19 protein-coding genes and 5 pseudogenes are annotated in these 24599 nt (G+C 60.0%); 3 read left to right on the forward strand and 21 right to left on the reverse strand.

All coding sequences use genetic code 11. The features are described from left to right. Positions 1-8 precede the first annotated feature (8 nt). The 15 genes and pseudogenes from OEJ37_RS11450 to OEJ37_RS11510 form a co-directional block, all read right to left on the reverse strand. Positions 9-176, reverse strand: a pseudogene (locus OEJ37_RS11450) (transposase); the annotation flags it as partial. 126 nt (positions 177-302) lie between these two features. Then, the gene (locus tag OEJ37_RS11455) at positions 303-959 is read right to left on the reverse strand and encodes a cytochrome b (protein ID WP_263344336.1); all 657 of its coding nucleotides are present in this window, start codon (positions 957-959) and stop codon (positions 303-305) included. A gap of 346 nt (positions 960-1305) precedes the next feature. Next, complete coding sequence (gene tnpB / locus OEJ37_RS35100; protein ID WP_208459177.1) at positions 1306-1569, reverse strand: IS66 family insertion sequence element accessory protein TnpB; 264 nt, start codon at positions 1567-1569, stop codon at positions 1306-1308. A gap of 234 nt (positions 1570-1803) precedes the next feature. After that, positions 1804-2193 carry a TerB family tellurite resistance protein gene (locus OEJ37_RS11460; protein WP_175918537.1) on the reverse strand — a complete coding sequence of 130 codons (390 nt, stop codon included), beginning with the start codon at positions 2191-2193 and terminating at the stop codon, positions 1804-1806. 717 nt (positions 2194-2910) lie between these two features. Continuing rightward, positions 2911-3669 carry a carbonic anhydrase gene (locus tag OEJ37_RS11465; protein WP_263344337.1) on the reverse strand — a complete coding sequence of 253 codons (759 nt, stop codon included), beginning with the start codon at positions 3667-3669 and terminating at the stop codon, positions 2911-2913. Positions 3670-4083: 414 nt separating this feature from the next. Continuing rightward, positions 4084-4644: an SCO family protein gene (locus tag OEJ37_RS11470; RefSeq protein WP_317891533.1), complete on the reverse strand. Its 561-nt coding sequence runs from the start codon at positions 4642-4644 to the stop codon at positions 4084-4086. Positions 4645-4678: 34 nt separating this feature from the next. Continuing rightward, complete coding sequence (locus OEJ37_RS11475) at positions 4679-5164, reverse strand: hypothetical protein (RefSeq protein WP_263344339.1); 486 nt, start codon at positions 5162-5164, stop codon at positions 4679-4681. A gap of 5 nt (positions 5165-5169) precedes the next feature. Continuing rightward, positions 5170-7569, reverse strand: a complete 2400-nt coding sequence (locus tag OEJ37_RS11480) for an RICIN domain-containing protein (protein ID WP_263344395.1) — start codon at positions 7567-7569, stop codon at positions 5170-5172. Between the two features lie 387 nt (positions 7570-7956). Then, positions 7957-9822: a sensor histidine kinase gene (locus OEJ37_RS11485; protein WP_263344340.1), complete on the reverse strand. Its 1866-nt coding sequence runs from the start codon at positions 9820-9822 to the stop codon at positions 7957-7959. 292 nt (positions 9823-10114) lie between these two features. Further along, positions 10115-10450 (reverse strand): H-NS histone family protein, encoded by a 336-nt coding sequence (locus OEJ37_RS11490; protein WP_317891530.1) that lies wholly within the window; start codon positions 10448-10450, stop codon positions 10115-10117. Further along, positions 10425-11993 (reverse strand): tetratricopeptide repeat protein, encoded by a 1569-nt coding sequence (locus OEJ37_RS11495; protein ID WP_263344342.1) that lies wholly within the window; start codon positions 11991-11993, stop codon positions 10425-10427. Before OEJ37_RS11495 ends, OEJ37_RS11490 begins: the two co-directional genes overlap by 26 nt. Position 11994: 1 nt before the next feature. Then, positions 11995-12708, reverse strand: coding sequence for an OmpA family protein (locus tag OEJ37_RS11500; protein ID WP_175918541.1), 714 nt, complete (start codon positions 12706-12708; stop codon positions 11995-11997). 74 nt (positions 12709-12782) lie between these two features. After that, positions 12783-13331, reverse strand: a pseudogene (locus tag OEJ37_RS35105) (YadA family autotransporter adhesin); the annotation flags it as partial. A 63-nt stretch (positions 13332-13394) separates the two neighbouring features. After that, positions 13395-15140 (reverse strand): annotated as a pseudogene (locus tag OEJ37_RS11505) (YadA family autotransporter adhesin); the annotation flags it as partial. A gap of 230 nt (positions 15141-15370) precedes the next feature. After that, entirely contained in the window at positions 15371-16069 is a 699-nt protein-coding gene (locus OEJ37_RS11510; protein WP_263344343.1) for a response regulator transcription factor, read from the reverse strand. A gap of 258 nt (positions 16070-16327) precedes the next feature. On the opposite strand from OEJ37_RS11510, the gene OEJ37_RS11515 reads away from it, so the two are divergent. Next, a complete protein-coding gene (locus tag OEJ37_RS11515) occupies positions 16328-16624 on the forward strand; it encodes a hypothetical protein (RefSeq protein ID WP_263344344.1) in 297 nt (98 codons plus the stop codon). A gap of 185 nt (positions 16625-16809) precedes the next feature. On the opposite strand, the gene OEJ37_RS11520 is transcribed toward OEJ37_RS11515, so the two are convergent. Together OEJ37_RS11520 and OEJ37_RS35110 are read right to left on the reverse strand one after the other, a co-directional pair. Further along, positions 16810-17103 carry a winged helix-turn-helix domain-containing protein gene (locus OEJ37_RS11520; protein ID WP_263344345.1) on the reverse strand — a complete coding sequence of 98 codons (294 nt, stop codon included), beginning with the start codon at positions 17101-17103 and terminating at the stop codon, positions 16810-16812. Between the two features lie 227 nt (positions 17104-17330). After that, positions 17331-17579 (reverse strand): annotated as a pseudogene (locus tag OEJ37_RS35110) (LysR substrate-binding domain-containing protein); the annotation flags it as partial. 113 nt (positions 17580-17692) lie between these two features. Here OEJ37_RS35110 and OEJ37_RS11530 point away from each other — a divergent pair. Next, positions 17693-18664 (forward strand): magnesium and cobalt transport protein CorA, encoded by a 972-nt coding sequence (locus OEJ37_RS11530; RefSeq protein ID WP_263344347.1) that lies wholly within the window; start codon positions 17693-17695, stop codon positions 18662-18664. Between the two features lie 308 nt (positions 18665-18972). Here OEJ37_RS11530 and OEJ37_RS11535 read toward each other — a convergent pair. The 4 genes and pseudogenes from OEJ37_RS11535 to OEJ37_RS11550 all read right to left on the reverse strand — a co-directional run. After that, positions 18973-19202 (reverse strand): annotated as a pseudogene (locus OEJ37_RS11535) (YadA C-terminal domain-containing protein); the annotation flags it as partial. Between the two features lie 231 nt (positions 19203-19433). Next, positions 19434-20135 (reverse strand): response regulator transcription factor, encoded by a 702-nt coding sequence (locus OEJ37_RS11540; RefSeq protein WP_263344396.1) that lies wholly within the window; start codon positions 20133-20135, stop codon positions 19434-19436. Between the two features lie 455 nt (positions 20136-20590). Then, a complete protein-coding gene (locus OEJ37_RS11545; protein ID WP_263344349.1) occupies positions 20591-21886 on the reverse strand; it encodes an MFS transporter in 1296 nt (431 codons plus the stop codon). Positions 21887-21972: 86 nt separating this feature from the next. Beyond that, complete coding sequence (locus OEJ37_RS11550; RefSeq protein WP_174419448.1) at positions 21973-23166, reverse strand: M20 aminoacylase family protein; 1194 nt, start codon at positions 23164-23166, stop codon at positions 21973-21975. Between the two features lie 114 nt (positions 23167-23280). On the opposite strand from OEJ37_RS11550, the gene OEJ37_RS11555 reads away from it, so the two are divergent. Next, a complete protein-coding gene (locus tag OEJ37_RS11555; protein ID WP_174419447.1) occupies positions 23281-24219 on the forward strand; it encodes a LysR family transcriptional regulator in 939 nt (312 codons plus the stop codon). Positions 24220-24599: the final 380 nt, after the last annotated feature.

The following is a 24599-nucleotide window of genomic DNA, read 5'->3' on the forward strand; positions in this document are numbered from 1 at the left end:
AGACGGTTTCATAAAGACTGCTCAGCGCGCTGGAGGGTATTCCAGCAGATCAAACAGCAGCCGAGTTTGAGAAATGCCCCGTGAATGTCGGCACGGCGCTCGGAACGAATACGCAGGCGCCGGAAATGATGCAGCTAGGCATGCGTGCGTTCGACGACCCACCGATATTTGCTCGACGCTGAAGCGCTTGCGTTTCGTCGTACGGCTCCTTTCTATCGAAAAGTCCGCCGAAAACTCGCCCACATGATGGCACTGTTTACTGGGGGCCGCTCACAGAACCCTCCTGCAAGCGCCCCTCCGACTCAAAGCATGCGTCGCAAGACGTCGTTACGCGCGATCAACTGATGCTTGATGACCGCAAGCACGTGTAGTACAACCAACCCAGCCAGCAGTGCGCAACTTGCGCGATGCACGGTGAAGAGTTCTTCGGTCAGCGCGCCTTTCGGGAAAGGCGTGTGAATTTCGATCAGGCCGAAGAACGAATAGCCGTTCGGGACCATCAGGAAGCCACTCGCCAGCACCACAAAGATCGTCACGTAAATCAAATTGTGGATGCCGGTCGCAAGCGTTCGTTGCCATCCGGGCATACCGGGTAGCGCGCGAGGTTCGATACGGACGAATTTCCACACCACTCGTAACGGAAAGAGCACAATCAGTAATGTCGCGATCGACATATTCAGTCGAGACAGAATATCGTGCATTGCTCCGCCAGCAATGTGGGTCAGCGCGTAGCCCGCAACACTCGTATAAATAATGGCAGCAGTGAAAATCCAATGGAAAAACCGCGTGAGGCCATCATGGCGATGGCCGGATCGCTCGCTATTCGGCGGATATGTGTCGTTCCCATTAAGCCGACCGCTCTGTTCGGCCGCAGAGCGCGGCTCGCTTGATTGACCGCGGTCTTGTGTGGCCTTTCGCGGAATCCAGTTCACAAACATGCTCAGGTCCAAAATCGTCAAACCGTTTCGAAACGTCGATGCGCGTTCGGCACACTGCTTATTGCCTGGCGGACGCTACACGATTCGCCTGCGGCGAAGCCCAACACTATACTGGTCCGATTATCCGCTTAAATGCTTTGTGCGCTGTGTGCGCGTCATTACAGTAATTGCGTATCCCGGAAAAGTCGGCCAATGGAAGGCCATCAAGGCGATAAGGATTGAGGGTAACGATGACTGGCAGCAGGGCGATTGCAGGAAGAAGCGTTAAGGAAGGTCTGCAAAAGTCTTGGAGTTGACGTAGCGTCGTTGCAGAAATCAGGCGAGGCACGGCGACGTTTACACACAACGGTGCGTGGTGAAGCCCGTGTTAAGGATGCTCTGCACAAACCGGGATCGCGTGTGCTCGATCATTTAACTGGAAACCGAATGCGCCACGATGCCACGCCATCGCCCCGGAGCGGAGCTGACCGGCATACGCCGAACAGCATTCGCGGACTGTGCGCACTGGCTGCCGCCAGTCGATGCCTTCCGGCAGCATGGACCGTTGCGCCCGGCTCGGGCTGACTACGCCCCCATCTGCACGAGGCCAGACCGTGCGGCCGCGTTCAAGCAGCTTCATCAGCAGACACATGCCGTCACCGCTCTACCAACGCACCTTGACCAGATCGCCACGTCGACCACGGAACACGAACACGCGTCCGCTGAACGGGCCCCACTCGAGCGCGGTCGGGAGCGGCCGGAGTTTCATAGACACTCACGAGCCGTTTAACGTGTAGCGCCGCTCAACTCCACCGGTGACGTCGCCAGCGAAACCGTGCCGGCGAACGGGGTTGTAGAACATCTCAATGTCGTCGAGCACATTAGGTCAATCGGCCTCATCCAGATGCCACTGTCTCAGGATTGCCGCAAGCACAACGATCTCCCCATCCGCCAAGAAATTGTCCGCCGTAATAACGGCGGAGCATATCCGCAACAATTTTCGACGCAACCGCGGATCGTCGACCTCGTCGACTATTGCCGTTCGTGTCGCAGCATCGATTCCGCCAATCGATGCGGGATAGGATGCAAGGATCCGATCTTCGAAAAAAATCTGGGTGATCTCGCGAAACTCGTCCGAGGTCAGCCCAAGGTCCTTCGCAGCCTCAAGACGCTCGAGCATCTGATCTTCAACGCTGCAATGGTGTCCGTCGGCCCCAAGCACCAAGGCCACGATACGCGCTGCTGCTTGAGGACTGTTTCGTGGATAACTACGCATCGTACGCGCATCCTTCATGAGGGTTTGGGATTTCCATGACCTGGCCGGGAACTATCAACACAACGACACTTCCGAGAATTTTCGCAAGATGCGGTTTAGAGTCGGGGCGACAATTCCGTTTTTGGAGTCGGTCTTTACAATTACTTTTACCGCTTCTGGCATTTAGATCAACCGCTCACGATACTTGAATAAACTGCCACGAAATGCGAACAAATCTGACATGCATCGCACCGGCTCCAGCCGGCAACCGATATGCCGCTGTGGCTTGCGTGACTCCGACAATCCCGAGCCGCGGTGAAACGCAGTGCGGCCGATCGTGAAGCGTCAAGCAGCTATTTCCCGGAGCCGGACGTCGTTCTGCCGGCGCAACACCGCCGACCGCGCTGTGCGTCCGTTTGAGTCATGTTGCCGGCTCGCCAAAGCCTCGTTGCGACGCATGGAACCTGACATGCCCACTCACGTTTGGCTAACCGCATGAAGCGTTCATGCCTGGCCGTTGTTCTGCCCCGAGCAAGTCCTTGCCGGATGCCTGGTTCCCGGCAGTCCCATGCTCAGCGAACGGAACGGCGAACCGTCGCCGGCCAACGATCCGCGCACACGCCCTCAGGTCCGGCACACCGGGCCACGGCGTCATGCAGGACAGACTCTCCGAGTGTCAGCGACGATGACCCGATCCATCTGGCGGGCGAGGGCATGGGCGTGAAGGTCTACGGAGAATCAGGCGAGGAATTCGACTTTTCCGCTGTCCAACCGGTAGATACCTCCAATAATTTTCAATCTGTCGGCCGCTTCCGCAGCCTTGACAATTTCTGACTGGACACGCAGATTATCCATGCCGTCGCGGACATTCTGCGCAATCGCTGCATCGAGAAGGTTCGCTGCTCCAGCCCCCGCCCTGACTTTGTTCACCGACGGCAATATGGCGCGTGCAAGCGACTGAATTCTGCCGGGATAAGTTGCCCCCTTCGTTGCGATCTTGACTGCCGCATCCACTGCGCCGCACTTGTCATGGCCGAGCACCAGGATCACGGGCACTTTAAGTACGGCGACAGCGTACTCAAGGCTTCCAAGCACGTCGGAATTCACGAAGTTTCCAGCGACCCGAGTCACGAACAGGTCTCCCCTCGCACTATCGAATGCGTACTCCGGGGCGACTCGCGAATCTGCACAACTCAATACAGCCGCGTACGGATTCTGCCCTCCATTGAGCGCCTCGCGTTCATGCACGAAATCGTGGCGACGCATTACACCCGATACGTATCGTGCATTCCCTTCCATCAGGCGCTTGATTGACTCATCCGGCGTCAAGTCGTTCTGTGGTTTCGGGGGCAACGCCTCCGTGCCGGCCCCGATCGCGGATTTACCGGACAGCAAACCTGTGATCGCGGCCGCTAGCGCCGCGCCGCTGGTCCTGCGGAGAAACGAGCGACGTTGCGCCCTCCCCACTTCTACCTGGCATGTTTTCGAATCACACATCAGATCTACTCCAATATTCGTTGCCTTAAGAGATCGCCGCATGCCGGAGGTCACCGCCCACGCTCATGTCGATCACGCCAACAAGCCTCGAGCGAGGCCATTCCGATACTTTCGAGTCGACGCAGCGCCCTACTTCCAACCGTCCGGCATAGGTTGCCGCTCGTCCGCGGGAAACGAATCGCTGCGTGTGCCGTGACCGGACGGCGCCCCCTTCGGATCCGATGCGGATTCCGTCTGGCTCATCTCCTCCTGGACAATCGAATTAGATTCGGATATCGAATAATCTTCGTCGTGTCTAATGTAATACGCTGCTGCAACGGCAATCGTCGCTACCGCGACGGCCAGCAGGACAATGTGAAACCTTTTCATATGACGGGTGTGAAATCGGCGTGTGGACAATGACGGATATGGGTTTCAGTGAGATGCGAAGTATCGCAACGCGTCGTAGACCGATAGAGGCGTCGGAAGCCGACCGGTTTTCCATACCAGTTCCATCGACCGGTTCGATACGAATACCTGATCGACGTGGTTGTCCGCCGTGTTTCGCTGGTCGATGTAAAGGCGTTTGAGCGATTCGATGTCCCGACCTTCCGGAACGACTGCCAGCCATCCAGGCTTCGCATCGAACCGTTTCAACCAGCCGGACAGCGCAACCGGTGAATCGTTGGCTGGATCGATACTGATCGACAGCAACTGCGTATCGGCAATCGGCGACTTCTCCAGCATCGATTGAAGCGCCTGAAATATCGCCCCCTGGAGCGGACACGTGGAACTGCAGCCAGTGAAGATGAACTGGACCGCCGCTACTTTTCCTCGCAGTACATCGCGAAGTCGCCCCCGGGTGCCATCCGCAAGCGATAACCCGATGTCCGGAACGGAATCGGCTGGTTCGATTTTCCCCCAGGGATTGTGGGGAATCTCGCGTGTTTCCGCAGCAGATGCGGGCAAGCAAAGATACGCGGCACTTGCAAGCAGGAAACGACGCCGCGATAGGTACAGCGCATTCATGTCAACGTACTTCCCTCGTCAGATAGTTCCAGAGATCCTCGCATTGCACGTCGTTTGCGTCGAAACGCGGCATTTCGGACTTCAACGTCACGTAGGCCGGATCGATTCCGGTGCGCAACGTCGCGCAGAACGTGTCCCGCGAATAGACGGACGGCGGCCCCCCGCGTCGCTGCAGCGGCGCGAGCAGCGTCGATGCATCGAGCAGCGGCGCAAGCACGCCCGCTTGTGGCGACTGCACATGGCAGTTGATGCAACGGCCCGCTGTCGACGGGAGGATTTCCGTGTGCCCGTCGATCCGGCCACGCATCGATTCACCGTCGTGAAAGAGCTGGGCGCCTCGCGCGACACTTGCATCGAGTGCCGCGGCTGGCGATGCGAAGGCCAGGCCGCCCTGAAAAGCCAGCCCGACGAAAAGCACGCGCGCGATCCGGAGGTGAACCGGTTCTGTCGAGTCCGCGACCGGCTTCGCGCGCGCTTCGTGGTCCATTGCAGTCAGACACCGATTCGAATGATCTTCGCGATGCTCGGAACGCCACTCGCATTCATCGCGAACAACATATAGTTTCCCGGTATCGCCACACCGGAATCCGACGGAATCGACAGCGAGTAGGAATAGTCGCCGCTCCCTGAAACCTGCCGCGCCGCAAGAGGAATACGGCGCTGGTCCGTATTGACCGAGTGCGTGCCGGCCGACATCCGCACCAGCGCAAAGCTGCGGATAGGCATATCCGTCGAAACCGCAACCGTCGATCCGTAAGCCGCGCTCGCCGGCGACGTCTTGATCGCCGGACGGATCGCATTGGTGCCATCCTGGTTAAGCAGATACGGCGGCGTCAGAATCTGCACGTTGGGATGGTTGGTGTTGCAACTGCTTCCGCAAAGCCCGCCACCGGAAGACATCACGCGACCATCGGGAAGCAGAAGCGCTTCACTATGGTAATTGCGCGGCACACTCATCGGTGCAAGTCGCGTGAACGCCTCGGTTGTCGGATCCCAAAGCTCCGGCACGAGCACCGACTGATCGTCCGTGAATGGAACCGGGACAGCCTGACCGCCGATCGAGACGACTTGCCCGTTCGGCAACACGACGCTGTTCACAAAGCCCCGGCTATACGCCAGCGGCTGAACCTTGCGCACGACGGGAGCAACCGCAGGGCCGGCCGAAATGTCGATCACGTATGCACTTGCCTTCGCCACGCCGCCGTCGTATGCCGGTGCACCGCCCAGCGTGAGCAGTTTGCCGATGTCGTACATCACGGCATTGCCGTTGATCGAGAATCCGTCGTCGCCGCGCTGGCCGACAGGCACGACTTGTCCGGCACCCTTCGTGTCGATCCAGCGCAACGTGGCGTCCGGTCCCGCATAAAAGACCCAGCGATTCTGCGCCGCCACGAGCCACATATGGTTGTCGCCGCGATAGGCCCCTGCAGGGTCCGGGCCGATGATGTCCGGGACGTTCGACAGGATCGACCAGCCGGCCTCGGGCGTCCAGACTTCGCCATACTTGTCACCCAACCGGAAGTCCGGCGTGGCGATATTCCACGAGCCGCCGAGGGTAAAGACCGCGCCGTCGGACATGGTCGTGCTCGCCTCGTACCCGCGCGGAATATTCATCCAATTGGACGCACCCCAGGTATGGGTAACCGGATCGTAAATGCTGGTCTTCCTGCTGGAAACACCGCCGTTGACGAACACCTTGCCGCTGGGGAGCAGGTTGAGACCCGGGCAGAACATGTTGTGACCCAGATTCGTCAGCACCGCGTCGGACGCCTTTTGCGCGATCGGATCGAAGACGGTCGTGACGGTGTTGCCATCGACACCACCGGTGCCGCCGGCATAGTCCGGCAAATCCGCCGACCACATCAGGATTTTCCCGTCCGGCAGGTGTGCGGCAGCAGTCGGCACGAGCGGCAGCGTGATCGCACCGCCCCACGACGACGGCAGCGTGCGATTGACGCGCCACATGGTGTTCGATCCGCCGTTTCCTCCTTCGCACGGATACTGAATCAGGCTTGCCTGTGCGGCCGTCGACGCATTCTGGACAACGATGCATTGTCCGCTGCCGGCGGAAACGAATTGCCAATAGCCATTCTCGTATCCGTTCGTCCCATTGACCACGCTGGCCGCGCGTATCGACCACAATTGACTGTTGCCGCTGTCGCACCGTTGACTCTCGATCGCCGCGCCCGCGCCTTGCGACCCGCCTCGCACGCCGAGGCAAAGATCCTTCGATGCCGAGCGGATCTTGTAGCCGCTGACTGTCGGACGGATCCGCCACTGCTGGCTTGCGACATTGCTGCAGGTGTTCTGGGTCGCTTGCGTGCCCACATCGCCGGAATCGATGCAGAGATTGCTGTTCATGCCGATCAGCGAGCCGACCACTTCGGGAGGGGCCGACACCTGCAGTGTCTGCAATGCACTGTTGCTGCAGCGGTCCTGAATCATCCCTGCGCCAGCGGACGATCCACCGGCACTCGCGCAAAGCGCATCGTGAACGGACACGAGCTTGTATCCCGCGCCGGAAGGCGTAACGTCCCACTGCTGGTTCGAGCCGTTGTTGCACGGGTACTGTACGAGTTGCGCGCCCGGGCTCGTCGACGCATTCAGGATCGTCAGGCATTGCTGGCTGTTCTTGGCGACGACCTGGAAATGCTGGCCGTTCTTGACCAGCGACCATTGCTGGTTGGCCGTGCCCTTGCATTCGCCGGCATTGACGTTTGCGAGGGGTGACACGGATTCACCGCTCACTTCGACACATAGCCGGGTTTCGTTGATCGCGACCGATACGATGCCGTACGGTGTCGATTGCGCATGCGCAAACTGGACTGCGAACAGCAGCAGTCCGAATACCAATAATCTTAATTCCTTCGCTCCCGCCCGCATCCCGCCCATAGACTCCTCCCGCCCATAAAAGATTTTCATCAAATAGGCCGATTTCACGACCCATTACACCGGATCGACAAAGAGCGAAATTATTTACTATTAGATGGCATTTCGCCCGCAATCTCATTTCCTGCCGCGCCATCGCAGTCATTTACAATGCGATTCGCGCACGCCAATCGGCGACCAGAGTGTATTCCAAGGAATAATTTTGAATATGATTATTTCTGAATGACCACCATCGATTGCCAAATAGACAAAAGCCCAGCCATTCGCAATGGAAAACGACCCTTTAACTCGGCGAAATATATAATCTGAAATTTTCTCGGTTCGGAAAACCACATTGGACGCATTTTGATGACGGCAACCGGAAACGGGCATCGGGCCATCGACGCTGCGTCACGCCGCCCGCGAGTTCAATCCCCGGACGTTGCATGCCGGCAACGTAACCAGGAATTCAGAACCGACATCGAGTGAACTGGAGACCTTTACCGTTCCGCCCAGTTGGGTCACGGCGATACGCACGTAAGCCAGCCCGAGACCGGTACCCACCACGCTCTCTCCGGTCGCCGACGAGGCCCGGTAGAACGGACGAAACAGTTTCGGCAGGTCGTCGCCGGCGATGCCCGTGCCCCAGTCCCGCACCGAAACGCCCCAGTCGTCGCCGTGGCCGACAAGACGGATGCGCACTTCGCCGCCGGCAAAGCTGAATTTGATCGCGTTATGAATCAAATTGCTGAAGATCCGGAAGATCATCAGGCGGGCACCGCTCACCCACGCATCAACGGCCGGATCATCGAACACGACCTTGACTTCCCGGCATCGCGCGCATGCCCACGCGTCGTCGACGACCTCGGTCAGCACGTCGAAGAGATTCACGGGCTGAAACTCATGGGATTCGATCCGGCTTTGCAGGCGCGCCAGCTGCAGATATTCGTCGACCAGCGACAGCGCGTGCCGGGCCTGGCGCGCAATGTACTGGCGAACGTTTCTGTCGGCCGCGATATTCGAATCGGAACCGAGGCCCTCCGTCAGCGTGATGATGGAAGCAATCGGCGCCCTCACGTCGTGCGAAATGAAGTTCAGCGCATCCTGACGCTCTCGCTCGAGGAGGATATTCTCTGCCTCCGAGGCCCTCAGCCGTTGAGGCCCCTTGCGCAGTCGCACGATGTCGTCGTACTCATCCCGCTCGTCGAAACCGGTTGGTCCGAAGGCTGCCGACACTTCCTCGACAGGCTCGATCACCTTGCGGCGAAACGCACGAATCAGCATGAGTTCAAGCGCGAGCGCCAAGACTGAAAATCCGGCGATCCAGCCCAACGATAGCCTGGCATGATGGATACTTGCGCCGATACGCCGCTCCGCAAGCTGCAGTTCCGTGTCGCGCAACGCAACGATCGGGTTCATCGCCTGCACGTACTCGCTCGTGAATTCTGCCATGGTCATAGGGTATGGCACGCGCGCGCTGCTCGCGTCGCGGATCTGTGCGACCAACTGCCAGGCGCGATCCAGATACACGTGCTGCACGGCGTCCATGCCTCGCTGCAATTCTGGATCGGTCGTGCCGTCGGTCGCATGGATCTTGAGCAGGTCGTACAGTTCGAGGATTCGACCGGCATCGCGCTCCATCGCCTCTTCCTGACTCCGCGTCAACGGTATGCCGTGCGCGACGGCGGGCCCCATATCCGATCCGAGCCGGCCGGCATATTCCCGGAGTTCCGTCAGCAGGCGGGCGCCTGCGATCCGATACGAAATCTCGGGCACCCGCATGAGCAATGGCGTCTGAATCCGGGAAAGCGCCGGTTGCAGAAGATCCACCAACCCGAACATCTGCTGCAGCACATCGGCCATCTCGTGCGCATGGCGCCTCGATGCGGGCGTCGCAATCAACGTGTCGACGCGACGGCGGACAACGGCCAGGCGCGTGTCGAGTTCAGTGATCGTCGATCGGTCGAAGTCGTGGACGGGCAGCGCCGTCACGAACGCCGAGATTGCCTCGTCGGTCCGTTGACGAGCCTCGACGAGAGAGCGCATGGCTTGCCCCTGGCCGGACGGCGCGACGCCAAGCACGCTGTTTATCGGGCCACGCTCGCGCGATACCATTTCCGCGACCACCAGTGACCGCCGGTAGGTCGCCAGCAGATCGATAGTCGAACGCTTGACGGAAAGAATGCTCCATCCCTGGGCGATCGCGATCAGCGATGCACAGATGGTGATGAGAACGACACCCGATGCGAGAATCCAGAATTGTCGACCGATACGCATGACTGACTCTGCCTGACTTTGATCGACGTGCCACTGAACACTGCATCGGCTGCCGATCCGACTAATCAGGCCAAAGCGTCATTTGACGATCTGAATATCGGGCCACATAAGCGGAAGACAATGGATGTCATGACCCGGCGCTTCTGCACTGACCAGTTTCTTGAAATTCGTAATGGAAAACCTCTCGCCGCGGCGGGCCGCGAACGCCCTTCCGTGGCACCTGAAGCAGGAATGACCGGAACATACGACAACCTCGGATCGCGGAACCCGGCCCGATTCGCGCCGCCCCCGACTATTCGGCTTCCTGGCCGACGGCGCCCGGATCGTCGGTACCTTGCCCCGCCGGACCGGCAATCCGATAGGCGTCGAGATCCCTGCCGACCAGCCACTTCGGAATCCTTCCGCGCCCCGACCACGTCTGCCCCGTTTGCGGATTCCAGTACTTCGCCTTGGCCCTGCGTACCGGCAATGCGTGTTCGACATCTTTCAGATCGCTAATCAGGATTCCATATCGCGTCATCAATTGCGTAACCTGCATGATCGCGGCAGCCTTCGCTTTCCGGTTCAAGGCCTCGATCTCGGAATGTATTTCGAGCAACTTCTCACTCAACTGCGGATCCATGTTCACAGCCTGCTTCCCCCAATGTCGGTTGACGCTGATGGCGATTCAGCGCGTCGGTCGCCAGATCCACGACCGACCGCCAGTCGCCCTGCGTCGTCTGGCGCAACAATGTCATCGACCGATACCAGATGCATCGGTCTCCCTCATGGCCGAACCGCCAGTCGCAATGGCGCATCAGCAATACATAGGTGGGCTTCCCGAGCGCCGCTGACAGGTGGGCGACCGACGTGTCGACCGTCACGACGGCATCGAGATTCGCGACGAGCGCCGCGGTATCCGAGAAATCCTTCAGCGAATGGCTGAAGTCGATCAGATCGAGACCCGGTGCGCTTGCGGCCTGCTCGCCCAGCTCCGCATTCTGCAGGCTCACGAACTGGACGTCGGCGCATCGCGCAAGCGGCTCGAGCAGCGGCAACGGGATGCTCTTGTAGCTGGCCCGCCGAGCGGCGGACGGCACCGATTTCGCGGGATTCGATCCCCATGCCAAGCCGACCTTCAATGCTCGCGCCGACTGCGGCGCGAGCGCGCGAAGCCGTGCGCCGAACCGCTCGACCCTCTCCGGATTCGCCCGCAGATACGGATCGCCGTCGCCGAACGACGCTGCACTCGGACGCAGCCAGCGCGCCAGGCTGCCGATCGGCGACTGGTAGTCGATCGGCCCAAGGTCGTCGATCACCGCGGGCGCCACGCCGGCCCGATGCGCCCGCACGATCGCCGACGGAAATGCGCACTGAAACAGGGTTACGAGCGACGGCGCACAGGCAAGCACCACCCGACGCGCCCGCCGCTCGAGCTCCGGGATCATCGATGCAAACATGATCTCGTCACCGAGTCCTTGCTCGCCATGCACGAGGATGGTCTTGCCGTCGAGCGCTTCCCCACGCCAGAGCGGCATCGAAAAGGGATGACAGGCAACGTTGAGCAGGTGGCCGATTTCGAAACGCACGCCGTAGTCCTGCCAGCCTTGCGCGAAGTCCTTCGTTCCCAACAGGAAATGCGCGCGTTCCCATTGCGTGAGCCGCGTATCGCCGCCCTCCTTCATCGCAAGTTCGAAATGCCGCGCGGCGTCGGCGGGACGCTGCAAATGCGCGTAAACGACGGCCATCCGGTGATGCATCGACGCATATAGGTGCCCCGCCGTCTCCAGCGCCTCGAAACAGCGCGCCGCCTCGTCGAAATGACCGTTCAGTCGCAGGTATTCGCCATGGTTCCACAACGCGCCTGCATGGTCGGGCTGCAAGCGCAGGCAGTTCCGGTAGCTCAATGCGGCACGCTCGCGCGAGCCCGTTTGTTCGAACGCGACGGCAAGGTTGTAATGCAGATTCGCGTCGTCGGGCATCCGCGCGCACGCACGTTCAAGATACAAAATCCCGGCGGCATAATCGCCGCGCATGCACGCGGCGATGCCGAAGAGCTTCGACACTCGCGCATCGTCCGGCGCGAGCGCGAGTGCCTCGGCGGCGAATAATCCGGCCTCGTCCGGACGGCCGGCGTCGAGCAATTGTTCGGCCCGCAATATCCAGCCGTAAGCGTCGAGAGCCGGTTTCATGTCACGCCCCGCCCGATTCCGTTGCGGTGACTTCGACACGGCGATTCGGCGCCAGGCACGCGATCAGTGCCTTTCGGTCGCCTTGCCGGCACTCGACGAGCGGGTCGCTCGCACCGCGCCCTTCGGTATGGACGTCGCTCGCCGGGATGCCCGCTGCGACCAGATAGTCGCCGACCGTTTTCGCACGCGCTTCGGACAGGCGCCGGTTGTAATCGCTGCTGCCGAGGCGGTCGGTATAACCGACGATCGACACCGAGCGTACATGCTGGTCCTTCAAACCCTGCGCGAGCTGCGACAGCTGTTGCCGGCCCCGCTGGGTCATCGACGCTTCGTCGGCGCGATCGAATGCGAACATTGCGTCAGCGCTCAGGCGGATCGGAGCGGGCGGTGCAGCAGCCGCTGCCGGTACGAGCGCCGGCTGTTGCGCCGCCGGCTGCTCGGGCTCGCCGCACTGGAACACCAGCGTGCGGACATCGTCGTCGTGGCCGAGCGGCCCGACGCCCTTCAGCACGTGCACCTTCTGATCGCCGCAGATCTCCTGCGCCTTGTCGCGGCACACGCCCGCGCCTTCGAACAGGCCGTGACATTCGACCTTGTAGGATTTTGCGCCGGCGTTGTCCGAGACAACGTAGGCATTGAATCGCGGTCCCGTTGCGCTGGTGCAGGCGCCGAGCAGAAATGCCGCCGAGACGCCGAGAAAAATTGCTTTGTACATGACTTGTATCCCGTGTTGTGTCGAGGTATGGCACATCGACGACGACGCGCCCCTCCCTGTCGATTGAACGTCGATTACCACTGCATCGAGGCGCCGACGCCAGCCGTCGTCCCCCCGCTGCTCATGCCGACGCCGGCGCGGAACTTGATGTTCTCGGTAATGCGCGCCGTCGCCCCGAGCGCCACGGCCTGATACCCACGGTACGTGCCGCCGCCGACGCCCACGGCAATCGTCTTGTCCTTGTCGACCTCGGGAATCATCGTCAGCGCGGTCGCGGCGGCAATGCCGCCGTAGGCGTTACGCGCGAGGTTGTTGACGTCCTGCCTGATCCCGCCGAGCTGTTGGTTGAAATTGTCGGTCGACTGATTGATCGCATCGTTGAGCTGTGACACGTTGACACCGTCAGTTCCGTTCACCCCCTTCGCGACGTTGACGATACGACGCTCGTTACCCGCGGACCCGACGGATACGACATTGTTCTGGCCGCCATCCGTCGAGCCGTTGCCGAGCGCGACGCTGTTATTGCCGCTCGACTGCGCACCGGATCCGATCGCCGTCGAATCGGTCCCGGTCGCGCTGGGCGCCACGTAATTCGTCGGATTGCCGGTCACCCACTTGTCGCCGCCGCCCTGCTGGATGACATTGGTCACGTTGTTCACGTTCTGCTGGATCTGCTGGACGGTCTGGTTGGTTTGATTCAGGTTCTGCTGAAACTGCTGCATCGAGCTGTCCAGGGTCTGCTGCAAGCCGTACAACTGACTGCCATTGACGGCATCCGTGCTGGTCGGACTGATGACGCCCGGCGCCAGATTGTGAATGGACGCGGGTGCGCCACCCGGATTCAGCGTGATGCTGTTGTAATTGATCGAGCCGTCCGGATTGATGTCGTAGTTGACCGCGTTGTCATGCACCCACTTGAGCTGGCGGACGTTGACCGCGTCGGTATCCTGCGTGCCGCCCGCGACATTCGTGATCTGACGTTCCGCGCCGGGTGCGCCGACGGATACGGCACCAGCCGTCGAACCCACGGCCACGTTGGAGAACAGTTCCTTTGCGCCGTTCATGCCGGCGCGATCCGCGACCGCGCCGCTGCCGAGCGCGACGCCGCCGTTCGCAGACGCGTTGGCCGTATCGCCGAACGCGAGCGAACCCGCGCCGGAGGCCACCGACGTGTTGCCGATCGCGACCGAACCCTGGCCGGTCGCCGAGTTCTGATTGCCCAGGCCCACGGCGCCCTGACCACTGGCCGTGTTGTTTGCGCCAAGCGCCACCGCGCCGGTGCCGGTCGCGATGTTCGGATCACCGATCGCGACCGCGCCGTTTCCGCTTGCCGTGTTCGCAGCGCCGATCGATACCGCCTGGCCACCAGTTGCCGTGGACGTGTTGCCGATCGCGACGGCGCTGGCCGAATTGGCGACGGCGCTCGTGCCGACCGCGATCGCGTTGTTCGCGGTCGCCGCCGCCGCGTTACCGATGCTGATCGTATTGCTCGCGGTCACGTTGCTGCCGGCCGACGTACCGAGCGCAACGTTGTTGTCGCCGGACACATTTTGTCCGGCCTGAAACCCCATGGCTTGGTTGTTGTTCCCGGTCACATTGCTGCCCGCCTGGTAGCCGCTCGACAGGTTGTAGCTGCCGGTCACGTTATTCCCGGCACTTTCCCCTGCAGCCTGGTTGTCGCTGCCCGTGACGCCATTACCCGACCAAAGCCCTTGCGAAAGATTGCGGTGGCCGATGACGTTGTAGCCTGCGTGATATCCACTCGCCTGATTGTCCGAGCCTGTCACGTTGTAGCCGGCCATATTGCCGCTTGCCTGGTTTTCGTCGCCCGTCACGTTCGTTCCGGCAAAGTCACCGAACGCGATATTGCGAATACCGCTCACGGTGTTGCCGGTCGAGTTGCCAATCGCGAGATTGGCGGTGCCGTTGACATTCCGGCCGGCTTGCGAACCGATCGCGTTATTGCTCCCACCAGTTACATTGTTGCCTGCGTTGTATCCGAACGCCAAATTGTAGTGTCCGGTCACGTTGTTGCCCGCCGACGTGCCAATTGCATAATCGTCGCCAGGTCCAGAGTTGTTCGCATCCGTCGGCGCGCTCACGTTCTGTCCTGCGCCATTGCCAATGGCAATGAATTCAGTCGTCGTATTGCCCGTCGGAATACCCGCTCCGACCTTTCCGCCATTCGTGTCCGGGACCCCGGAGAAACCCGACGCCTGCCCGTACGCCGCCCCGCACACGGCAACACCGAGCGCAAATGCGAGTGCACTCGCACGAGCAATGACACGCACTTTCCGTGCGGACTTCAGCGACTGCCCCTTCCCCGCTGCAGATGCGGTCTCCGACGCCACCATCCACTCGCCCCGAGACTCGCTCCACCTAACCCGATATGTCTTGTTCATTTCATCCTCACCAAGTCGATTCAAGAACATCAAATTGCAGTGAGGAATTTATTTATTTCACAAGATACCAAATCTGAACTTTCCTGCCCGGATTCTTCAAATATTGAAAATTAAATTATTTAATCAATCAAAACAGATTTGAAATTTTATGTGAAACGTTTGCGCAAATTCAATCTACATATCGAAGCCTCTTATCGAGACTAATTATTTCCCTCCCGAAATCCCGTCCGGTCGTTCGGGAAAAATTCCGATCAAGCCGTTTATTCTGTTGCAGCGCTCAGCTCGTCCAGTCGGTATCCATGCGTGTAGATCGAACGAAGCAGCGCGCCGTTGCTCCGCGACAGATTGAGCTTCTGCCGAATTCGATAGATATGCGTGTCCAGCGTGCGGGAACTCTCGTCCCCGACCGCACGCCCCCACACGCGACCGATCATCGTTTCGCGCGATACGACCTGCCCGACATTCCGCGCGAGCAGCTCTACGATTTCGTACTCCTTGGGCGATAGCGGGACTCTTTCGTTGCCGAGATAGATCTCGCGCTCCACCGTCTCGACCCGGTATGCCCCGAACCTGATCGTAGTCAGGTTTTCCCTGATTTCGATGGTCCTGCGATGAAGCGCCTTGATCCGCGCCACCAGCTCCCGCTCGCGCGGAGGCTTGACAAGGTAGTCGTCAGCCCCTGCTTCCAGCGCTTCGACGAGGTCCGACTCGAGAATGGCGTTCGTGAGCACCAGCACCGGCAACGCGGCATAGCGTTCGCGCAACCATGCAATCACCTCGAGCCCGTCGATATCCGGCAACCGGAGGTCGAGGACGATAACGTCCGGCGCGGCACGCTGGATCTCCCTCAACGCGCGCGTGCCTTCCGGAATCACTTGTACGGTCCATGTGGCCCGTTCCAGCATTGCTTGATAACACCGCGCCTGGTCCTCGTCATCCTCTATCAAATAGATAATCACTGTCTGCCTCAACTGCTACCGATATGGCTGTACACGCGCAAATATCCGCGCCGCACATGATTCGCGCGCCGTCGAAAACCGACTTGTGCAGATGGCAATCCCACTATGCAGGATGACTCGACGGATATCTCCGCGCGCCATACGTCACTTGAACACGGAACTTGATTGATGGTGGCTCGGCTCGCAGCCGTCTGAGGGACGCCATATTCCGCCAGGCCCGTGTGACCTGCCGCGTCCGAAGTCCACCTGGCACGGATCGTGTCCGCAGACTCACGCTCGCTTCTTCCGCGCACTTATTTATTGAATTACGAAGCAATTCTTGTCTCAATTCTCAACAATATTTCTCAGCCGATTTCACAACAATTCCGAATATTGCATCTCGCACAAGGTTTGACGGGAAACTTGCATTTCATTGCCGCGGTCGACCCGATCGCCGAGCGTCTGGTCGGTGTCAATCGACGGCAAGGCGGCAAAGGGAAATGGATTGACATCCGAGCGTTCAACGCTGTCGATGCGGAGCCGAATCGTGCCGCCAGCCAACGGAAATCCGAATGATCGAACCTCGCCGCAGCATCACCTAACACCAGCGTACCGGACGTTCGACACGCTCCGCATTTATCGCGGCAATCCGACTGTCGCGATGATCGTTGGCTCCGGCACGCAAGCCTCTCGCGTCTCGCGTACTCGAGCGTATGGGCCGAGCGCAGCACGAGCCCCGAAGATGTGTGCAACCACGGTTTTCAGCCGATTCGGTAGATATGCGTGTCCAGCGATCGCGATACCGCCTCGTCGACGGGGCGGCCCCAGACGAGACTCGCGATCGTTTCGCGCTGAATCGCCACGCCAATATCCTGAGCCAGCAGTTCGACGATCTGGTATTCGATCGGCGTCAGCCGCGCCAGATCGCCGGCTGCGGCTGCTTCCCTCACCCGCATGTCGAAGACCACGTGTCCGATTTCAATGACGTCGAGCGCCGGGCGATGCTGCCGTCGAATCAGCGGTGCGATCCGGGCAACGAATTCATCCTCCAGCACGGGCTCGTGGACGAAATCATCCGCGCCTGGACTTCGAGCCCGTCGACATCGGGCAAACACCGCTCGAGTACGACGACGGCCGGCAAGCCTTTTGCCATTCTGCGCATTGCCGCATGCGTATCGACTCTCGGCACCACTTTTATGGTTTTAAGATGGGTCGTCGACACTTGCGCTCCGTTTCTTGTTTCCGGCGGCAACGTCGACAAATCGGATTTGCTGGATTCGGGAGCGAGCTGGACACCGTCGACGAAATCGATCGTCGGCAGCGCGTCGGTCAGAATATCCAGGAATCTGACAGCAGCCGGCAAAAGCGACACGTCGCGCCGGGTGAAAACGTAGACCTCGCGCTGAAGTGCCGGTGATTCGATGAGCCGATAACGTGGACCGAGCGGGCCCGAATGCGACGCCGCAAGCGCCGAAATAACGCATGCGCCGATACCGCCCCGCACAAGCGCAAGCTGCATGTCGAGGTTCGTGCCTTCGCCCCCTCCGCCTCCCGATTTCGATGCAGGCATCCGATTGTTTCCGTCCCGTCCGGGAAGGTATCCTCATGATTTTCTTGTAGCCGATCCATGAGCGGGAGAACAGAGTGAACATGGTTGTCAATAGCGTTGCCTATCGAGCCGGCATGCGCCTGGGAGAAATCACCGTCGACGACATCAGCGAGGTCGTCAAGGAACCGGATGCATTTGTCTGGCTAGGTATCTGGCAGCCCGACGAGCCGTTCCTGAGAAAGATTCAGGAGGAGTTCACACTGCATGATCTTGCAATCGAGGATGCACTTGTCGCTCATCAACGGCCCAAGATCGAGACCTACGGCGAGTCGGTTTTTATCGTCGTCAAGACGGCACAGCTGGTCGATGAAGAAGTACGGTACGGCGAGACTCACCTGTTCGTGGGCGGAAACTTCCTGGCCACCGTCCGGCACGGGGCATCGGCAAGCTACGCTCCCGTTCGCGCGCTCGCCGAACAGAACCCGAAGCTCCTGAGCAAAGGTCCCGGATTCGCGTTGTACTCGGTACTTGATTTCGTGATGGACAACTATCAGCCGATCATCCGCCGATTCGAAGAGAAGTTCGATCGTATCGAGACGGACGTATTCAAGTCCGCCTTCGACAAGATGGTCATCGAAGAGCTGTACGATCTTCGGCGCGATCTGCTGCAGCTTCGCAATAGCGTTGTCCCGATGATCGACATCTGTGCCCAACTGATTCGCATCCACGAGGAAATTGTCCCCAAGGATTTGCGTGCCTACCTTCGTGATGTTCAGGATCACGCACAACGAATCGTCTCCGCCACGGACGAAATGCGCGAGATGCTGACCAATGCAATGCATGTCAATCTCGCGCTCGTTACCGTCCGGCAAAACGATGTCGTGAAACGACTGGCAGGCTGGGGAGCGATTCTCGCCATTCCCACGGTGATCTTCAGTCTCTATGGCATGAATTTCGAAAACATGCCCGAGTTGAAGGTTTCATGGGGTTATCCGATGACGCTTGCCGTGACGTTGACCGGATGCGCGATCCTGTATCGAAAACTCAGACACTCCGGCTGGATTTAGGTCAGGCGTTGCTTCCGCATCGCGGGGCAAGCATTTTTACGATCGATGTGTCTGCAAGTTCGAGCCACGGCTCGTCGACCGTTCGTGCCTGGCACTCCGCACTTCCCCTCAAAAAAACGCCGAACTGGTTCAGTTCGGCGCACAACGCACCCATACGGGGAAGAACGGGTACGCGACCAAGGTCGCTCCGAGGTCACTCACAACCAACTGTTACTCTACGCGCAAGCGACTGGTAGTTATCTAAACTATTGTCACAAAGACAGCAGCCTGATGAACGAAGACGTTATCCGGCACCCTGTCGCGGCGTGTCACCACTGCATCGAAGCGCCGACACCCACCGTCACCCCCGCGCCACTCGTGCCGACGCCCGCGCGGAACTTGATGTTCTCCGTAATGCAAGGGTCGCACCGAACGCAACCGCCTGGGTGCCGCGATACGTGCCGCCGGCGACTCCCGCTACGGTCGTCTTGTCCTCGTCGACTTCGGGAATCACCGTCAGCGCCATCGCGGCGGCGTTGCCACCGGCAGCGATCGATGCCGATACGTTTTGCCCCGCGCCGTTGCCGATTGCGATGAGTTCGGTCGACATGTTGCCGCTCGGGCTTGCCACTCAGACTTTCCCGCCATTCGCATCCGGCGTACCGACAAACGTCTGCGCGTGCGCAACGCCGCAGGCCGATGATTTTTTATTTTTAAGATGAATGTTACGACGTGATATATAAAACAGGATTTATAAAAATAATCTGGATTCCGAATATCTCCGACCCGTTCAACTCAAATCATCGAGACGATAGCCGTGCGTATAGACCATGCGCAACATGACGCCGTTGCAGCGATTCAGGTTGAGCTTGTGACGAATCCGGTAAATGTGCGTATCGAGTGATCGCGAGTTCGAATCGTCGTCCACACGCCCCCATACCTTGCCGATGACCGTGCAGCGCGACACGACCTGCCCGACATTGTGCGCGAGCAGCTCGAAGATTTCATATTCCTTCGGAGAAAGCGCGACCCGCTCGCCATCCAGATAAATGGTGCGCTCGCCGGTGTCGATCCGGTACGATCCGATCTTGATCGTCTCCATGCCCTGGTGGCTGTCGACCCGCCTGCGGCGCAGTACGTTGATCCGAGCAACCAGCTCCCGCTCTCGCGGCGGCTTCACCATGTAGTCGTCGGCGCCCGCGTCGAGCGCCACCACGGCATCCGATTCCAGGGCAGCATGGGTCAGCACGAGTATCGGCAACTTAGGATGGCGCTCGTGAACCCACCTCAGGATTTCCAGCCCGTCGATATCGGGCAGCCGGCGATCGAGGACGACCACGTCGGGTGTCTTCCGCTGAATCTCCCGTAATGCACGCTCGCCATCCGGCAGCACGCGCACCTCCCAGCCGGCCCGCTCCAGAATTTTCTGATAGCACTGAGCCTGGGCTTCCTCGTCCTCAATCAAATAAATCAACACTTGCAACCTCACCATCGTTTGACGTCGTCGAGCGCGGCCGCATTGATCGCGACCATCGCACCGATCGGTGCGTTTCATCGTCAGGCCAATCAGTCACAAGGAGAAATTTGCAAAATGGGCGTACAGCAAATCTTGCAAGCATCGGCGCGCATGAGCGACACGCCATTCGCATGACGTGCGGCATGAACCGCCGGGAGAATATCGAAGATATCCTATTTCGATCGAGAGGCTTTTCTGGCAATGGCTTCGTGCCGTTATACCATTGCGTTTATATCACCCTTCTCGTCAAACACATCATCTCCAAACCTGCACCCGCGCCTTCAATTTCCAATGATTGACCGCATCTCCAGTATTTTTCTTATGTACTTATTAATGTAAATTTAAGAAATCTTGATCAGGCTATTTCTGATCTTTTCAGACAGCGAGAAATCAAGTTGGGTTATTGCATTTACCTAGGCGACACTGTGTCGCTATTGTGACAACACAGCATTGCCGGTCTCGTCGAGCCTGCATGCCGCGAACAGGGAAATCGCGAGGCATGCGACCATGTACCAGGCGGGCGCCATCACGTTCCCGGTCACCTTGATCAGCCACGCGGCCACGAGTTGAGCCGTGCCGCCAAAGACCGCCACCGAAACGGCGTATGCACTGCCCATGTAGCCGGCGCGCGCATGCTTGGGAAAATTCTCCGGCATCAGCGCATAGGCAGGCGCGGAGCCCATCGTGTAGAAGAACATCATGACGACGACCATGCTGACGACAACCGGTAGTATCGGGAACAGGTTCATCAGCCAGAACGCCGGATAGAGAAGAACGACAAGCGCAACGCGACCATACACGATCAGCGGCTTGCGACGCTGCTGCTTGTCGGAGAGCGCGCCCCATACCGGACACAACGCGAACGAGACGATGGCGGCGCCGATCGAGATCAGCATCGAAAGCTTGTGCGGCAACCCGAGGTATTGCGTCGAGTAGATCGGAACGTAGTAGATCAACACATACGTGGCGACAGTGGTGCCCATGATCGTCAACACGACAAGAAACCATTTGCGCACCAGCGCCGGCTCGAGCACGACGATCTTCCGTGCGCGTGCGTGTATCGGCTCGTCGACCACATGCCTGCGCAAATAGATGCCGACAGGCACGATCAGCGTGCCGATCAGGAACGGTACGCGCCATCCCCATTCAAGCAGCTGGCGGTCCGTCAGCAGATAGGTGAGCAGTGCCGCGATGCCGGAGCCCAGGAGTGCGGCAGCTCCCTGGCTGGCAAGCTGCCAGCTTGCGCGAAAGCCGCGGGTGCTGTCCGACCCGGTCTCCAGCAATGTCGCAGTCGCGGCACCGAACTCGCCGCCTTGCGCAAACCCTTGCACCAGACGGGCCGCGATGACCAGCACGGGTGCAGCCAATCCGATCGATGCATAGCCAGGTGCCAGCCCGATGGCGGCCGAACCCGCTGCCATCAGGAAAATGGTCAACGTCAGTGCTGCGCGACGCCCCCGCTTGTCCGCATAGTGGCCGAGCACGAAGCCGCCGAGCGGGCGCGCCAGAAATCCGATCGCGAATGCGGAGAGCGCAATGAGCGTCGAAACAACCGGATCGCTCGCCGGGAAAAACACTTTGGCGAGGGTCAGCGTGAAGAAACTGTAGACCGTGAAATCGTAAAACTCGAGCAGGTTGCCGATGGTCGCCGCAATGACTACTCGGGCCGAGGAAGCGGCGTCAGACGGGGACGCGGATGCGGCAGTCGATGCGGATGTGGCGGGCATGCGTGGTCTCCTGGTTCGGATGTCGCCGTTGTAACGACGCGGTGCGGCACCGCGAAAGACGGCTTGTATCGTGTTATCGGCAAGTCTTATCGACCTGGCGCCAGAAAGCGCTCGACGAGTCGGGTCCAGTAGGCCGCGCCGACGGTCAGGTTCTGGTCGTTGAAGTCGTACGACGCGTTGTGCAGCATCGGAGCGCCTTCGCCGTTTCCGACGCGCAGGAAGCATCCGGGCTTGCGTTGCAAGTAGTACGCAAAGTCCTCGCTGCCGGTTATCCGATCGAATGGATCGATGACGCGCGCATCGCCCACCAGCTCTCGCGCCACTTGCGCCGCCAGTTCGGTCTCCGCGGCGCTGTTGACGACCGGCGGGGAACCGGCGACATAGCTGATCTCGACCTCGGCGCCATAACCTTCCACAAGCGATATCGCCAGTGCTCGGATGCGTGTTTCGAGCTGCTTGCGCACGTCCGCGTCAAACGATCGCACGCTCAGGCGCAAGCGGGCCTGATCCGGAATCGCATTCGCCGCATGCCCGGCATGGAATGCGCCCACGGTCACGACCGCCGTCTGCATGGGATCGATGTTGCGCGACACGATCGACTGGAGCGCGACGACCAGCGTGGCGCCGATCATCACCGGATCGATCGTCAGGTGGGGGCGAGCCGCGTGGCCGCTGCGTCCGCGTATGACGATGTCCACGAGGTCGGACGCCGACATGAACGGGCCGCTTCGAAACATGAAGGTACCCGCGGGATAACCCGGATGATTGTGCAACCCAAAGATTGCATCGCACGGGAATCGCTCGAACAAACCGTCGGCAATCATCCGCTTTGCGCCGCTCTCCGCCCCACCGATCTCCTCGGCGGGTTGAAACACCAGATGGACGGTGCCGTCGAACCGGCGCGTGCGCGCAAGATGGCGAGCCGCGCCCAGAACCATCGTCGTGTGACCGTCGTGACCGCATGCGTGCATCTGGTCCGGCTTGACGCTCGCATAGGGCAGCCCGGTCTGCTCGGCGATTTTCAGCGCGTCCATGTCCGCGCGAACGGCGACCGCGCGGCTTGACTCGCCGGCTTTCAGCGACGCCACCATGCCGGTTCCCGCCAGGCCGCGTGTCACGCGGTAACCCCAGCGCTCAAGCGCTTCCGCGACGAATTCGGCAGTCTGATGCTCCTCGTACGCCAGTTCCGGATGCCGGTGCAAATGGTGACGGATGCCCTTCAGCTCCTCTGCGAGATCCTGGGTTTCAGCGAGGGTGCACAACGTACAGGCTGATTGCATGATGGTCGGACCGAGATGCGCGGATTGAATGAATCCAGTATCCCAACCCGAAAATCCGCGATCAATGACGCATTTGGATTGATAATGTTGACTCAGGCGTCAACATTCATTCCCATGAAAACCGATCCTGAAGAATCTCGCGAATCTGCCCCCAATACGCTGAGCACGCGAAGCTTGCGGTACCTCCACGAGATCGAGGTTCATGGCGGCGTACGCGCCGCAGCGGACGCGCTGGGCATCAACGCGTCCGTCATCAGTCGCCAGGTATCGCAGCTCGAGCGCGCACACGGCGTCACGATTCTCGAGCGACGTGGCCGTCGCGTGGTGCTGACGGAAATCGGTCTCAACCTCGTCGAGCATTACCGCGAGAGCAGCCAGCGCAACGCCCGGATGCTTGCCCAACTGGAGGATTACCGGGGGCTGCGGCGCGGTCGGCTGGGTGTCGGCGTGGGAGCAGGTCGCCTGGAGACACTGATTGCGACCGTGCTCGAACCGTTCAGTGTGCAATTCCCCGACATCCTGATCGATCTGCGTAGCGGAACGACCGACGAAATTATCGCCATGGTGCGCAGTGGCGATGTCGATCTGGGCGTCTGCACGGGCGGAGGCAACGACCCCGCGATACAAACTCGCACGTTCCGTGGGCCACCATGTTGCGCATTCGTGAGCCCGAGTCATCCGCTGGCAGCCAAAGGCTCGATCCGCTTCAAGGAGCTGCAGGGCGAACGTCTGATTTTCATGCCCGCCCGCTACAATGTTCAACAATACGTCGACTCGATCTTGCGTGCCGAACGGCTCGATCTGGCGCCGTCCTATCGCTGCGATCAATTCTCGACCGCGCAAGCGATCGCGGCGGCCGGATTGGGGGTGGCCTTCATGTCGACCGATGCGGCGAGGCTTTATCTGGAGGCAGGTAAACTGGTGCCGCTGGGCATCGACCATCCCATCGCTCGCGAATTCCATAGCCAGGTGATAAGACGCGCAGGCGGGCGCCTGTCGCCCGCAGCCGACGCGCTCTGGAAGCAACTCGTTCGAACCATGCGAAGCCGGTGATCGGCATGCGTTACCTGCCTGCTGACGTCATCCGCCCGTTCCGGAACGTTCCGCCTCTTCCATTGAATCGGCCCGATTCGGCTCAACGATTCCCGACGAGGGGAAATCGTCCTTTTCGGGCATGTATGGACCCGAAGCCTTTTGCAAGCCTAATGTTCGCGATATCAGAAACGGCCTGCATGCAAAGGCGGTTTTGCCTGAGTGCCGGGCGGTACACGCAGGGCTTTCGCGATCCGCCACGCACGCAGGCGTTTCTCCCGTTTTGATCCTATCGGTCAGCACTTCCTTGCCCCGGCACCGGATAAAGGCAGCCTGCCGTCGCGCACAACCCAATGCGCGTTTACATGTGTGGCAGGACTGGACAGGCGTGCACCGCATCG

The organism is Burkholderia sp. BKH01 (assembly GCF_025685725.1).
GTDB lineage: Bacteria > Pseudomonadota > Gammaproteobacteria > Burkholderiales > Burkholderiaceae > Burkholderia > Burkholderia pyrrocinia_C.

Bases quoted from the DNA above. Each gene is read 5' to 3' on its own strand.
- OEJ37_RS11495 (WP_263344342.1), bottom strand. From the start codon at position 11,993: ATGAAACCGGCTCTCGACGCTTACGGCTGGATATTGCGGGCCGAACAA.
- OEJ37_RS11555 (WP_174419447.1), top strand. From the start codon at position 23,281: ATGAAAACCGATCCTGAAGAATCTCGCGAATCTGCCCCCAATACGCTG.
- OEJ37_RS11460 (WP_175918537.1), bottom strand. From the start codon at position 2,193: ATGCGTAGTTATCCACGAAACAGTCCTCAAGCAGCAGCGCGTATCGTG.
- OEJ37_RS11465 (WP_263344337.1), bottom strand. From the start codon at position 3,669: ATGTGTGATTCGAAAACATGCCAGGTAGAAGTGGGGAGGGCGCAACGT.
- OEJ37_RS11475 (WP_263344339.1), bottom strand. From the start codon at position 5,164: ATGGACCACGAAGCGCGCGCGAAGCCGGTCGCGGACTCGACAGAACCG.
- OEJ37_RS11480 (WP_263344395.1), bottom strand. From the start codon at position 7,569: ATGGGCGGGATGCGGGCGGGAGCGAAGGAATTAAGATTATTGGTATTC.
- OEJ37_RS11545 (WP_263344349.1), bottom strand. From the start codon at position 21,886: ATGCCCGCCACATCCGCATCGACTGCCGCATCCGCGTCCCCGTCTGAC.
- OEJ37_RS11540 (WP_263344396.1), bottom strand. From the start codon at position 20,135: ATGGTGAGGTTGCAAGTGTTGATTTATTTGATTGAGGACGAGGAAGCC.
- tnpB (WP_208459177.1), bottom strand. From the start codon at position 1,569: ATGTGTCTGCTGATGAAGCTGCTTGAACGCGGCCGCACGGTCTGGCCT.
- OEJ37_RS11500 (WP_175918541.1), bottom strand. From the start codon at position 12,708: ATGTACAAAGCAATTTTTCTCGGCGTCTCGGCGGCATTTCTGCTCGGC.
- OEJ37_RS11550 (WP_174419448.1), bottom strand. From the start codon at position 23,166: ATGCAATCAGCCTGTACGTTGTGCACCCTCGCTGAAACCCAGGATCTC.
- OEJ37_RS11485 (WP_263344340.1), bottom strand. From the start codon at position 9,822: ATGCGTATCGGTCGACAATTCTGGATTCTCGCATCGGGTGTCGTTCTC.